The organism is Streptomyces sp. ISL-1 (assembly GCF_018614585.1).
Lineage (GTDB): Bacteria > Actinomycetota > Actinomycetes > Streptomycetales > Streptomycetaceae > Streptomyces > Streptomyces maoxianensis.
Genome location: NZ_JAGGOI010000044.1, coordinates 22,563 through 35,664, shown reverse-complemented (window position 1 = coordinate 35,664; position 13,102 = coordinate 22,563). Strand labels below are relative to the sequence as shown.

At 67.0% G+C, this 13,102-nt stretch carries 10 protein-coding genes and 1 pseudogene; 8 read left to right on the top strand and 3 right to left on the bottom strand.

The features are described 5' to 3' along the window. Positions 1–188 precede the first annotated feature (188 nt). The 3 genes from J7E87_RS29275 to J7E87_RS29265 are packed head-to-tail and all read left to right on the top strand — an operon-like array spanning position 189 to position 4,393. A complete protein-coding gene (locus J7E87_RS29275) occupies positions 189–1,409 on the top strand; it encodes a tyrosine-type recombinase/integrase (RefSeq protein WP_251018172.1) in 1,221 nt (406 codons plus the stop codon). Between the two features lie 22 nt (positions 1,410–1,431). After that, complete coding sequence (locus J7E87_RS29270) at positions 1,432–3,858, top strand: site-specific integrase (RefSeq protein ID WP_308313117.1); 2,427 nt, start codon at positions 1,432–1,434, stop codon at positions 3,856–3,858. A gap of 52 nt (positions 3,859–3,910) precedes the next feature. Next, on the top strand, positions 3,911–4,393 hold the full coding sequence (locus tag J7E87_RS29265) for a DUF4265 domain-containing protein (protein WP_215097613.1): 483 nt from the start codon (positions 3,911–3,913) through the stop codon (positions 4,391–4,393). A gap of 200 nt (positions 4,394–4,593) precedes the next feature. Here the strand turns inward: J7E87_RS29265 and J7E87_RS29260 are convergent, their stop codons facing one another. From J7E87_RS29260 to J7E87_RS29250, 3 genes and pseudogenes are all read right to left on the bottom strand, one after another. Further along, the gene (locus J7E87_RS29260; RefSeq protein WP_215097612.1) at positions 4,594–4,869 is read right to left on the bottom strand and encodes a hypothetical protein; all 276 of its coding nucleotides are present in this window, start codon (positions 4,867–4,869) and stop codon (positions 4,594–4,596) included. Between the two features lie 1,650 nt (positions 4,870–6,519). After that, positions 6,520–6,802: pseudogene (locus tag J7E87_RS35580) on the bottom strand (Ku protein); the annotation flags it as partial. A gap of 33 nt (positions 6,803–6,835) precedes the next feature. Continuing rightward, positions 6,836–7,072: a hypothetical protein gene (locus J7E87_RS29250; RefSeq protein ID WP_215097619.1), complete on the bottom strand. Its 237-nt coding sequence runs from the start codon at positions 7,070–7,072 to the stop codon at positions 6,836–6,838. Between J7E87_RS29250 and J7E87_RS29245 the strand changes: the two genes are divergently transcribed. The 5 genes from J7E87_RS29245 to J7E87_RS35575 all read left to right on the top strand — a co-directional run bounded on the left by J7E87_RS29245 (position 7,071) and on the right by J7E87_RS35575 (position 13,037). Next, a complete protein-coding gene (locus tag J7E87_RS29245) occupies positions 7,071–7,664 on the top strand; it encodes an Imm21 family immunity protein (protein ID WP_251018171.1) in 594 nt (197 codons plus the stop codon). The genes J7E87_RS29250 and J7E87_RS29245 overlap by 2 nt on opposite strands. A 595-nt stretch (positions 7,665–8,259) precedes the next feature. Beyond that, positions 8,260–8,796: a S1 family peptidase gene (locus J7E87_RS29240; RefSeq protein WP_215097611.1), complete on the top strand. Its 537-nt coding sequence runs from the start codon at positions 8,260–8,262 to the stop codon at positions 8,794–8,796. 424 nt (positions 8,797–9,220) lie between these two features. Then, positions 9,221–10,513, top strand: coding sequence for a site-specific integrase (locus J7E87_RS29235; protein ID WP_251018170.1), 1,293 nt, complete (start codon positions 9,221–9,223; stop codon positions 10,511–10,513). Next, on the top strand, positions 10,510–12,180 hold the full coding sequence (locus J7E87_RS29230) for a hypothetical protein (protein ID WP_251018169.1): 1,671 nt from the start codon (positions 10,510–10,512) through the stop codon (positions 12,178–12,180). Before J7E87_RS29235 ends, J7E87_RS29230 begins: the two co-directional genes overlap by 4 nt. Continuing rightward, on the top strand, positions 12,177–13,037 hold the full coding sequence (locus J7E87_RS35575; protein WP_308313116.1) for a site-specific integrase: 861 nt from the start codon (positions 12,177–12,179) through the stop codon (positions 13,035–13,037). The genes J7E87_RS29230 and J7E87_RS35575 overlap by 4 nt, the downstream gene beginning before the upstream one ends. Positions 13,038–13,102 lie beyond the last annotated feature (65 nt).

Genomic DNA, 13,102 nt, shown 5'->3' with positions numbered 1-13,102 from the left:
TCCATATCGGTGGCCGGCCGGGCTTCTTGCCCTTTGGTAACAGCAGCTCCAGCACGGCCCATTGCTCGTCCGTCAGATCTCCACGCGCCACGAATCAAGATCATCTCACATCCAAGATCCACTTTCGATACAGGCCCTAACTCAGGCCATGGCTCGACTTGGCGGTGGTGCGTCAGGAACATCTGGGCATGTCGTTGTCGCATGAGTTCTCCCGTGTACATCGAGATCTGATGGACGGCCGTGTACGGCTGTCGAGGATCGGGGCGGTTACTCCTGGTACGTCGTTGTCGTTGCCGTGGCTGGTGGTGGATGGTGCGGGGCGTGAGGTTGAGCCGGTCAGCAGCTATCTCCGAGACCGTCTGCTGGGGGACGTGAGTCCGCTGACCTGCCGGAGTTACGCGTACGACCTTCTGCGCTGGTTCCGGGTGCTGTGGACCGTGGACGTCGGCTGGGAACAGGCCACCGAGGCGGAGGTGGCCGCGCTGGTCGGCTGGCTGCGGTCGGCTCGCAATCCGCAGCGGCTGCGGCGACGTGAGGGCGGGCATCCGCCCGGGGCGGTGAACCCCACGACCGGCAAGCGGGTTCTGGCAGCGGGTTATGCCCCGGCGACGATCGCGCACAGTCTGTCGGCGGTTCACGGCTTCTACGCCTTCCACCTGCACTTCGGGCGCGGGCCGGTGCTCAACCCGGTGCCGGAGAATCGGGCCCGCCGCGCGACACTTGCGCACCGGTCGCCGCTGGAGGTTCCTGGCCGGCATCGCCGGGGCCGTCTGCGTCCGAAGGTGCCCGTCCGTCAGCCGCGGGCGATTCCCAATGCCCAGTGGGAGCAGTTGTTCGCGCGAATGCGGTGCGCCCGGGACCAGGCCCTTCTGGCCTGCTACGTCTCGTCGGGTGCCCGGGCCACCGAGCTGCTGGGCGTCGGGCTCGCGGATGTCGACTGGCAGAAGGGCCGGATGTGGGTTGTCTCCAAGGGCACCCGGGACCGTCAGCCAGTGCCAGTCTCTCCAGAGGCTCTGGCCTACCTGGCGGCCTACCTCGATGATGCGGGCCTGCCTGACGGCGGCGGGCCGATCTGGCGCACTCGCCGTGGTGAGACGCGTCCGCTGACCTACTGGGCGGCCCGGCGGATCCTTCAGCGGGCGGCCCTGCAGTTGGGTATGAACTGGACGCTCCATGACGCGAGGCACACAGCGGCGACCCGGTTTGCCCGAGATCCCGCGATGACTCTGGTGGAGGTGCAGACGATCCTTCGGCACGCGCATGTCACCACCACCGCCCTCTATACCGTGGTCGGATTGGACGACCTGGTCGATAAGCTCGCCGAGCACTACGGCCGCCCGGTCCAGCCGGCCGCGTGGTCTCAGCAGTACGACCCGCAGGACGTGGCGGTGGTGTTCGGTGCCCGGTAGTCAGGCCGGCAACAGTGCCCGGGTGAAGGGCCCGACCACCGGGCGGGTGCGCCGTCATTCGTTGGAGATCTACGAGCGGGATTTCAGCTTCAAGCCGACCGCGGTGGAGCCTGCGCCTCCGCCGGAGCCCGTCCACCCGCCCCGGCCGCTGGGCGAGTTGTCGACAGCTTCCATCGAGGACATCGCCGCTATGGCCGGGACGGTCCTTGGGATCGGCTCCGGTGCCGCGAAGTGGACGACGGAGATGCAACGGCTGCTGGAACACCTGTACGAGTTCCCCGGCACCACGTGGCAGGAACGGTGGGAGACCGCCGGTCTCAACGAGCGGGGCCACCAGGCCCAGCAGCTCTACCAGGGGCGCAGCAAAGCGATCAAGAGCACCATGAACACCTCCGCAGGCCACGCTTTCGCGATGCGCCTGATCCAGCCATCGCTGCTGGCCTTCCGCTCCTACCGCTTCTCCCACTACCTCCGGTGGTTCCGCAGCATCGCCAAAGACCCGGTGCTGGAGGAGTTCTGCGAGCGAACCCTTTCCCTGAACGTGAGCCGCCAGTCGATCCGGCGGGCCCAGTTCGACGTGATCGTCCCGTTGACCGTCTTCGGCATCGACATCGCCGACCTGACGCCGGAGGCCCTGCTCTACTACGCGACAGAGTCCAGGAAGTACGGCGTCACGGCTGGCGAGGCGGGCGGGGACGGCTGCTTCGCGGCCACCCAGGCCTGGCCGATCCTTTCCGACATGGGGCTCTTCCCGGCCTCGACCCCGCGCACGCTGCGGGCCGCTGTGGTCAAGGGCCAACGGCCTGTCGCCGAGCTCGTCGACAAGCACAAGATCCGCAACCAGGGCGTCCGCGACCTGCTGATTCACTACATCACTCGGCGCTCGGTCGAGGTCGACTACTCCACCCTCCAGTCCCTGGTCCTTAACCTCGTCCGGCTGTTCTGGAAGGTGATCGAGGACTTCAACCCGCACCAGGCCGACCTGAGGTTGTCCCCCGAGGCGGTCACCCACTGGAAGGAGAGCCTGCTCGTCCGACCGGACGGCAAGCCGCGGCTGCACGTCGAGGGCCCCTTCCTCGCGGTCCGCGCCTTCTACCTGGACCTGCACACCTGGGCGGTCGCAGAGCCGGAGCGCTGGGCCCAGTGGGTGGCGCCCTGCCCTATCCGAGATGAAGACCTGCGCTGGTTCCATGTCCGCCGGCGCCGTGTTCAGGAGCGGATGGCCAACCGCACGCGGGAACGCCAGCCGCTGCTGCCGATCCTGTCCCAGCACGTCGCCGATCAGTGGCAGCGTCAACGCACACTGCTGGAGAGCGCCCGCGCGGTCGGGCGCGGCGAGCGCTTCGCCGTCGACGGGACCGAGTGGCAGCGTGTCTCGGCAAAGATAGACGCCGAACGCCGGGACCCGACGACCGCGCCCATCCGGGCCGTGAACCGGGTGACCGGGAAATTGGTACAGCTCACGCGCACCGAAAATCAGGCGTTCTGGCAGTGGGCAATCGTGGAGACGCTCCGCCTGGCCGGCCTGCGTGCCGAGGAGCTGACCGAGCTGACCCACCTGAGCGTGCGCAACTACCAGCGCCCGAGCGGTGAAGTCGTCGCTCTGCTCGTGATCACGCCGTCCAAGAGCGACCGGGAACGGGTGATCCCGATGTCCGCGGAGCTGTTCCACGTCATCGCCCAGATCATCCGCCGTCACATCAGCGCGCACGGCACCGTTCCGATCTGCGTCCGTTACGACCTGCATGAAAAGGTCTGGAGCGAGCCGCTGCCCTACCTGTTCCAGAACGTGCACGCCGGAGGACAGCGGGCGATGTCCACCACGACGATGTGGCGGATGATCCGCCGAGCCGCAGAGGGACTGGTCGACACCGATCCGCGGTTCGCCGAGGTGAAGTTCGCTCCCCACGACTTCCGCCGCCTCTTCGCGACCGAGCTGGTCAACAGTGGCCTGCCCATTCACATCGGCGCCGCTCTGCTCGGCCACCTCAATATCCAGACCACTCGCGGCTACGTCGCGGTCTTCGACGACGACGTGGTCCGCCACTACCAGCAGTTCCTCGACCGTCGACGAGCGCAACGGCCCACGAGCGAGTACCGCGAGCCGACCAAGACGGAATGGTCGGAGTTCAACGAGCACTTTGACAAGCGGCGAGTCGAACTCGGCTCCTGCGGACGCCCCTACGGAACCCCCTGCCAGCACGAACACGCCTGCATCCGCTGTCCGATGCTGAGCATCAACCCGAAGATGCTGCCCCGCCTGGACGAACTGGAGGAGGACCTCCTCGCCCGCCGTGAACGCGCCGTCGCCGAGGACTGGCGAGGTGAGATCGACGGCCTCGACCTCACCCTCACCTTCCTGCGCAGCAAGCGCGAGCAGGCCCGCCGCTTCGAGCGGACCGGACCGGTCCCACTCGGGCTGCCCGCACCCCGCCGACGACAGCAGTGACGGGCTCCGGCATCATGGCAGCCCATCGGAGCTGGTCAATGGGGGAGCCGTCATGCAGTTCGTGGTCCACGAGCAACCGGTCGGACGCGCCTCGACCAACTACATCGCGCGCGCCGACCTGGCCCCCTTTGGCCTGGACGGACAGGTCGAGCAGCTCTGGCTCAGGGCGGTCAACGACGGGAGCTACGAAGTCGCCTGCATTCCCGCCTACGGAATCGCTCTGGGCGACGTTGTGGTGCTCAACGACGACGACTACGTCATCGAGGTGGTCAGGAACTCCTGGCATCGCACGCTGCGGCTTTTGTTCATTCCCGATCTGCCGCCCGCCGATCTCCAGAAGGCCACTGACGAGATCAAGACCGAAATCATCGCGGCAGACCTTCAGAGTGAGTGGAACGGCACACGCCTCGTCGCCGTCGATGTCCCGCCGGACACCGAACCCTCCAAACTCTTCGCAGTCATGGAGGCAGCAGTCAACGCTGGCCACGCCTTCTGGGAGTGGGCTGAAGCCAGGCCGTTCGTCAGGCCCGCGTAACAGATCCGCTCTGCCCAATCTCCCGACTACGTGTCCTTAGTGCAGAGAAGTCGACGTGCGGGGCACCGCCGTGGCCAGCCCAATCGGTCTGGCGGGCGATGCGCATCCACGCGGCGACGGGCCAGCGCCTGTCGATGAACCCGTGCGTGTGAGATGCCATCCCAGCGCCACCGATCCGACGACCAGCAGCAGGGCGCAGGTCAGGCCGTGGGTGGCGGCGTGCGTGGCGTTGGCGGTTCGAGAAGCGGCGGGCAGCCGCCTGGGCAGCTGGCGAGGAGCCCGACCCGCGCGAGGCCCGCATCGTCCGGCTGCGTGATCTCAACCAGCGGATCACCGGCAAACTCACCCGCACCCACACGGAACTCACCCAGCTCAAGGAGCGTCACCGGCACCTGCTGTCGGTCCTGGCGGCCAAAGACGACGAAGTCCAGCGGCTTCGCCGTCAGCTCAGTACGGCTGCTGCGGTCCCGGATCAAAGGCAGGGGGACGATGCCAAGGACGTCGCCCCCTGCCCCGCCGCTGATGTCACACCAGTGTGATCAGCAGGACGGAGACCAGCAGCGCGCTCTGGTGGGGGGCCTGATGTGATGACTGCACCGACGACGAACAGTTCGACTCGGCCCTGCCCGGCCGGAGTCCGGCGGCAGATCAGTCGGTGGGGCCTTCGAGGAAGTGACGGAGGTCGGGGCACAGGATGCCATCTGCTCAACTTGATCACAGCCCGCTGACGGGTCCCGCGGCGCCACCGCGTACGCACCCATTGGGGACGGCACCACTGGTCCGATCCGCTGACGCCTCCGCGAGGCGTCCCACCACCTGTGATCCCCGATCCCCACGATGGCCGAGGTGGCCCCGGAAGGGGACCCACCGCCATCGTGCGATCCGGTTTCGAGGAAGAGCGGCGTTACATGAGCCCCGAGCACAAGACCAGTACAACCCTTGGACCCCTGCCCAGACGCAGCAGCTGGCGGACTGGCGGCACCCTCGCATCGCTTGCCCTGGTACTCACGGGAATCGCCGGCCCCGCCGTCGCCACCGCCCAAACCATCCAGGCCACCGAAGCAGTCCGCACAGCGAGTCCCACGGGAGGAGGCGACGAATGCCGGCCGGATCACCACCAGCCCGATGACTACTGGCCCCGGACAGTGGCCGGCGAGGACGACGACCACGACCACGAGTGCCAGCCGGGCCAGCCGGGCGCCACCGGTCCGACGGGCGCCACCGGCCCCCAGGGTGAGCCCGGTGCAACGGGCCCGACAGGTCCAGCCGGCGCCACCGGCACCCAAGGTGAGCCCGGTACCCCGGGCGCCACCGGAGCCACGGGCGCGACCGGCGCAACAGGCGCCACCGGCGCGACGGGCGCGACGGGCGCGACGGGCGCGACGGGCGGCAGCGGCCCTATCAGCACACACCAGGTAACCGGCAACGCCACAACGACACCGCCGGACAGTTTCGGGGCGGCTCGTGTCGTGTGTCCGGCCGGCGAGGTCGCGATTAGCGGCGGTTTCGTCACGACGGCGCACGTCATTCCCATTGACTCTCGCCGGGGCACCACCTTCGCGCCCGGCGACACCTGGCTAATCGACTACTTCAACGACAGCACTACCGTCAGGGGAGGCGCCGCCCGCGCGATTTGCTCACCCGACGCGACAGCAAGCTAGCCTCCGCCCCCGGTCCGAGCCCCGCCGCGCCAAGCGGACACTGAGCACCGCTGAGGAGCCGGGGGCCCTCGCCGCGCGCCGGCCTCCCTGCCCGAGCCGCTCACGTGGCTGATCGGGAGATCGGAGCGGGCCGGCTGCCGGTCCGCCTGCACGCCCGGGGACTGCTGGGACGCTGGTCGAACAGCAGATTCGGGGACGCGGGGGCTAGGCCGTCTCTTTCGGATCTGTCGGCCGAGCCCGCGGCTCCCCCGGCTACCGCTGGGAGGTGCCCCCAGGTGCCGTGCATGGCAAGGCGGAGGGGCGTGCCGCGTACTGGACGTACCCGGGCGTCCCGACAACGCGGCCAGGTGCGGTGCCGGGCGTCGCGGGCCTGGGGGCACCTCCCACCGGTAGCCGGGGGAGCAAGATCCGCAAGAGACGGCCTAGCTCCACAGCCTCAGCGCCCATGCTGCCAAACCCAGGACCGCGGAGCAGCCCGAGCCGCTCACGGTCCCGCATCGCGAACTTGGCCACCGCCACCTTGCTGCTGCGCCCCAGGGCCTGGCGCAGCAGCTCGTACGGCTTGGCGGCAACGCCCTCGGCGGCCAGGTAGTAGGAGGCGCCGATCTGGATCGGGCCGATGGACGAGGCCGGGACAAACGCCACGATCTCGATCGCCTTCGCCGGGGGCAGCGGCAACGCGTCCAAGTCCTCATCACTGACCGGAACGATCGTGCCGACCGCGGTCTCATAGCCCCCGGGTGATCTCACTCTGGTCCAGCTCACGGCCGTCCAGCCTAGGTCAGCCCAGAACCGCCGTGTCATTGGTGCAGAGAAGGTCGAGCGCGTAGGCGCCGGTCCCGATATGTGCGGCGGGCTTGCCGTCGGAGTTCACCGGGTGGGCCGGGTGCGAGCCGGTGCCGAGGTTGTAGAACTCGGTCTTGTTGGTGACCTTGGCGAGTATCGGTAGGTTCGGATATTCACTCGTGCGGAATAGCGCTTCAGGTGGTGTCAGTGGGCAAGGGCAGACTGATCGCATGACCGCATCTCGCAACGTCTCTCGTCACGTCCATGCCGATCTTGCTTGGGTGCAGTCGATGGGTGGCCCATTGATCGTTATCCCGGTCTCTGCGCTGGACCAGTGGGGCGGATGCACGGAAGACGGAATGATCGTCGGCGGCACCGACGTTCCGGATGACTACGACCGCGCATGTGACGTAGAGGGCTGGGCTGGGATCGTCGAGGTCGGCACCGAGGGATCCGGGTTGGTGCTGGCCGACGAGCCCGCCACGACCTGCTACCTCCCTGAGCAGAACGTCTTCCTGCGGTGGCTTGCTGCTGACTCTGACGCCGAGCTCCTTGAAGCTGCCAAGGCCGTCATGGAGGACCCCACAACCGACTGGGAAGACTGTGGGGTCTGGGAGACCGATGGGGCAGCCGTACTCCTGGACTCCGCTGTAGCCGGAGCTGACCTGGCCGTGGAGTACCCGGATCAGGGAGGCTTGCCAGAGCAGGCCCAAATTTCCGTGCCGGCAGGACGCTGGAGCATTCGTGCATTTCACAAGACAGGCGACTTTCCGTGGGTGGGAATCGTCCAGCTCCTTCCTGCGCAATCGATCTCAGCCGTCTGATCGACTGGCCACCTCGGCTGCGTAGGCGGTCCTCACAGCCCCGGCCGACCAGCGTTCGGCAGCCGATGGGCTGATCCCAAGCAGACGTTGAAGCACGGCTGCGGGCATCTGTGTGCAGAGGTCGAGCAGGGCCGCGCATCGTCCGGCCTCGGTGGGAAGTCCGATGTCGCGCAGGCGCCGGCCGAGTTGCTTGCTGTTGCGCGTATACCACGTCCGGCACGTAGGCGACGGACCCGAATGCAGGTGCCTGTACGCCAATCGGTGTGTCTGCATGGCGATGAGTGCGTGGCATCCACCGGAAAGTGGCCACCCCCGACGACGTTGATCTTCCGTGTGCTGTCTCCGCGCGAATGCAGGAGGAAAAACATGCCCAAGTGCCGTAGACCGGCGGCCCGCGTGGTCGCCGCGGCCGCTCTGTGCCTCGTTAGTCTCACGGGTCTGAGTACCGGTCTGGCGCAGGGTGCGCCGAGCGAGGAAGCCGCCCAGAGTGATTCCAAGCACCCACTCCCGCCGCGATGATTCACCGCCGTTTAAGGGCGGCGGCGGGATCCGTTCTGTCAGCGACCCAAGGTCCCTGTGCTCGTCGGGCTACGCCGTGCAGAACACCCGCGGCCAGCGGTTCATGGTCACCGCGGGGCATTGCTTCGAGAACAGGCAAGTCGTCTTCACGGAATCGCTAGCGCGCGTCTACGGGACCGTCTCAAACCGGCGTACGCAAGGCATTGACGTGGAGCTGATCGGCGGTCGACAGTACTCCGGCCACATCTTCACTGGTGGCACCGACAGTTCCACCGTCATCCCCGTGCGTGGGGCCGGCCGTGCATACGTCGGGTTCGGGAACTACTGCACCAGCGGTCGCACCACCGGTGAGACCTGTGGCCACCGAGCCACAAGCCTCAATGGGCAGATCTGCGTCGATGGCGAATGCCTGCAGGGCCTCATCGTGTTCAACAACGGACGTTTCCGTCAGCCGAGGGCAGGTGACTCGGGCGGCCCGTTCTACGTCAAGGACAGGCCCGGAGCCTACATCCGCGGCCACTACGTCGCGGGCAACGCCTTTACTGGCTATGCCGTGCCGTGGACTGCTGTGGCCTCCAACCTGCGTGTCAGCATCGTGAGAAGCCTCCGCTGACCTCCTGAAGCCCCCAGTGGCACGGTTGGCTTCGGGTTCGGCGCCGTCCCCCGAGTTCGCCAGCGAACTCATCGTCATCGGCACCCACGAGGCCCTGACCGCCGGCCGCCCGCTCGAGCACCGGCGCTCCACGCGCTGCTGGCCCTCTCAACGGTGTTGAGGGGGCCAGAGTTGGTAGCGGGGGACTGTGCGGCTCGGCGCCGTACACGGTGATCGTCGGGCCTCCGGTGAAGGTCACGGTGGCGGGCAGCGGGCCGGAGCGGGCTCGGGGAGCTTGTCCAGGTCGCGCAGCCACTGCTCGGCGGCCGCGCCGGGGGCTCTCGTCCGTGCCGCTTATCTCGGGTGCGGATTGAGCGTCAGGAGTGTTGACCGAACTAACTCATGAGTCCTCGCAGTTCAGTTGGGGTTTTGCTAGCTTCCCGGCATGCCCGGTGAACAGCGTCCCGACAGGATTCTGAAGAACTTTGTGCTGCCTGAGTTAGGCAAATTGCTGGAGACGGGAGACCCCTGGGAGCCGTACCAGGTGCTGGACCCGCTCGGACGACCGATCGAGCCTGTCGCGACGTACCTCAGAGACCTGATGGCAGCAGACAGTTCGCCATTGACACCGCGCTCGTACGGGATGGATCTGCTGCGCTGGTGGCGCTACCTGTGGGCATGCGGAATCGAGTGGGACCGCGCGGTTCGTGAGGATGCCCGGGACTTCATGCTGTGGATGAAGCTGGCGGACAAGCCGGTACGTGTCCACTGGCGTCACCGCGGCAAGGACCCCGCCGAGATACCCCAGCCCGCCTGGACCGGCAGTCCGGCGCCGGGAGCTCCGAACCCGGTGACGGGCAAGCCCACTGTCGGCAAGAAGTACGCGCCCAATACCCGGGCGCACTGCGAGACGGTGCTGCGGACCTTCTACGACTTCCACCTGGAGCGCAACACCGGTTCGCTGCTGGTCAATCCCTTCCCTCTGGTCCGCAATAGGCGCTCGGCACGAGCCAACGCCCACCACAACCCCGAGAAGGAACACAAGCAGCAGCGCACCGGCCTCTATCGGCCCAAGGTCCCCAAGCGGATCCCGCGCCGCATCCCCGACGAGAAGTACACCGAGGTCTTCGAAGGTCTCCGCTCGCACCGCGACCGAGCCCTACTGGCCTTCTGGGTCGCCACCGGCGCCCGCGCCGAGGAACTGCTCACCGCCAAGCAGAGCGATGCGGTCGTCGGCCAGCAGACCATCGGCGTGATCCGCAAAGGCACGCACGATTACCAGGAGCTGCCCGCCACTCCCGACGCGTTCGTCTGGCTGCGGCTCTACCAGGAAGAAGCCTGGAAGAAGGGCGTCCCCCGCCGCCGCGCGCAGCCGCTGTGGTGGACTCTGCGCCGCCCCTGGCGGCCTTTGGAGTACGACGCGGCGCGCATGATGTTCAACCGCGCCAACGAACTCCTGGGCGCCAACTGGACTCTTCACGACCTGCGGCACACGGCGACATTCTTGATGCTCGACGACCCGAACATGCCGCCGGTCTACGTCCAGCACATCCTCGGCCATAAGCATCTGTCCACCTTGGACATCTACAACCGGCCCACCAGGGACGACGTGATCTCGGCAGGTCTCGCACACCATGCCCGCCAGGAGCGCAGGCGCAACGACCCGCCGCCTGCCCCGCCCGCGCCGGCCTATAACCGCGACTCCCTCGACATTCTCTTCGGCGGGAGGCCCAGGTGACGACCACGGCCGTCCGTCTCGTCTCCCCGCCGGCCCGGGCCGCGAGGAGCCTGACTGGCGGAGAGATCGATGCCTATCTGCAGACGTTTCCACCACGTAGCCCGGCAACCGACTGGGTCACTACCCGATTCTCCCGCGAGGAGGTTCTCCGCAGGCTGGAGCAACCGCCGTTCAAGAACGGCAAGGACTCCACCCACTCGATGCGGATGGTCGGTGCGCGCCTGCTGCTGCGATGGCTGGAGACCTACGAGGGCGAGACCTGGCAGCAACGCTGGAACGCCAGCCCGGGCTCCGCTACCTCGGCCTGCTGGACCGATGCCCCGCTTGCCTGGGGGATCGCCCACGGCAGGAAGCCGCAGAAGGCAGGGCTCGGTTCCGGGCTGCTGGCACTGGTCTGCGCTGATGTCATCCGCCCCAGCATGACGTGGCTCGCCAGCAGCCTCTCGCCCCACCTACGCGAAGCCATCGAAGCCGCCCGCGATCCCAGGGGATTCGCCGCACTGCGTAACGCTCGCGTGCCCGGACAACCGGACCAGCGACGTACCTCGAAGGCGCTCAAGGCCCTGGCCCGCATCCTCGCGGCGAAGGGCGGCGTCATCGACGACATTGTGGTCGGCGATGTCCTCGAACTGCTGTTGGTGGCCACGCCGAACTCCACGAGTCACACTCGACTCGCCTATGCCCTGCTTCAGAGCCGCGGTCAGTTCCCCCCTGGCGCGCCCAAAACGCTGCGGAGCATCGAGAAGCGTGCCGGACAGGTGAGCCCGGCCCAGCTCGTCGACCGATTCGATGTGAAGTGCAGGCCGATCCGCGACCTGCTCGTCAGCTACTTGACCGAACGCCAGCCCTCAGTCGACTACGTCACGTTGGTGCATCTGTCCAGGAATCTGGTCGGCTACTTCTGGGCCGACTTGGAGCGGCATCACCCAGGGATCGACAGCCTTCACCTGGCCCCGGAGGTGCGCGACGCGTGGAAGGCCCGGATTGCGGTCAAGACCGTCAAGCACCGCATGCCGAACGGCACCGTCGCCACAGCAATGGAGCCCCGCATTGGAGCCTTGATGATCAGGATGGCGGTGCGGGGTTTCTACCTGGACATCGCCGAATGGGCTTTGGACGAGCCCGAACGCTGGGGGCCGTGGGCGGCTCCGACCCCGGTAACCGAAGCCGACTGCTCCGCCAAGAAGGCCGCGCAGGAGGTCCGCGCCAGATCCGACGCCCGCACCCGGGAGAGGCTGCCCGTCCTGCCCGCGCTGGTACAGGCATCTGCCCGCCGGCTGAAAGAAGCCCGGGAGCGCCTGGAGGCATTGGAAGCGGCTGACTTGGGAGCCACCATCACGGTGCACGGCGAGAGCTTCACCCTGCCCCGGTCCACCGAGCGAGCCGACGGCAAACCGTCAAAGGTCGTTGACGCCACAGGAACACCGCGAGACTTCCGAACGGAGGAGAAGCTGGCCTTTTTACGGCTGGGCGACGGTGGAGATCCTCCGGCACACCGGGATGCGCATCGAAGAGCTCAAGGAACTTGGCCACCACAGCATCATCAGCTACAAGCTGCCGACCACAGGAGACGTGATACCCCTCCTACAGATCGCGCCGTCCAAGACGGATCAAAGAGCGTCTACTGCTGGTCAGCCCGGAGCTTGCCGACGTTCTCAGTGCTGTGATCAGCCGTGTTCGCGGGCAGGACGGCCGGGTGCCGAGCATCCCGTCCTACGACTTGCATGAGAAGGTCTGGAACCCTTCTATGCCGCTGCTCTACCAGTGGTCTGTGGGCGGCGAGAACAGGGCGATCTCCATCGCCACGATCCGCTCGTCGCTCCACACGCTGCTGGCGGATACCGGCATCACCGACGCCAGCGGGCAGCCGCTGACCTTCCAGCCGCACGACTTCCGCAGGATCTTTATTACGGACGCTATCCTCAACGGCTTGCCTCCGCATATCGCACAGGTCATCGCAGGTCACACTAATATCAACACCACGATGAGCTACGCGGCGATCTATCCAACTGACGCCATCGAAGCCCACCGAGCCTTCATCGCCCGGCGCCGCGGCCTTCGGCCCGCCGACGAGTACCGGGCAGTGACCGACGAAGAGTGGCAGGAGTTCCTCGGACACTTCGAGAGGCGCAAGCTGGCCCTGGGGCAGTGCGGCCGAGCATACGGAAGCAACTGTGTCCACGAGCACGCTTGTGTTCGATGCCCGGTACTGATCGTGGGGCCAGACGAGCGGCCCCGCCTGAGAGAGATCCGCGAGAACCTCCACGCCAGGATCGCCGAAGCCGAACGCGAGGGATGGCTTGGTGATGTCGAGCAACTGACGGTCAGCCTCGCCGCCACCGATGACAAGATCAGCCAGATTGACGCCAATGAGCGACGGAAGAACTCACCAGTATTCGTCGGCATGCCATCGATCAGCCAACTCGTAGTTCGGGAAGCCGAGAACCGGGATAAGACGGACTGGCTGCGACACAGCTGGACATCAGCCGACCTCTGTGGAGGTAGTTCGGAGAAAGCGAATTAGCCGAACGCTGCTCATTCGGGAGCGTGTCCCAGAAGGAAGTATCTGACATGGCGGATTCGGCCCCA

Bases quoted from the DNA above. Each gene is read 5' to 3' on its own strand.
- J7E87_RS29275 (WP_251018172.1), top strand. From the start codon at position 189: ATGTCGTTGTCGCATGAGTTCTCCCGTGTACATCGAGATCTGATGGAC.
- J7E87_RS29265 (WP_215097613.1), top strand. From the start codon at position 3,911: ATGCAGTTCGTGGTCCACGAGCAACCGGTCGGACGCGCCTCGACCAAC.
- J7E87_RS29245 (WP_251018171.1), top strand. From the start codon at position 7,071: ATGACCGCATCTCGCAACGTCTCTCGTCACGTCCATGCCGATCTTGCT.
- J7E87_RS29250 (WP_215097619.1), bottom strand. From the start codon at position 7,072: ATGCGATCAGTCTGCCCTTGCCCACTGACACCACCTGAAGCGCTATTC.
- J7E87_RS29235 (WP_251018170.1), top strand. From the start codon at position 9,221: ATGCCCGGTGAACAGCGTCCCGACAGGATTCTGAAGAACTTTGTGCTG.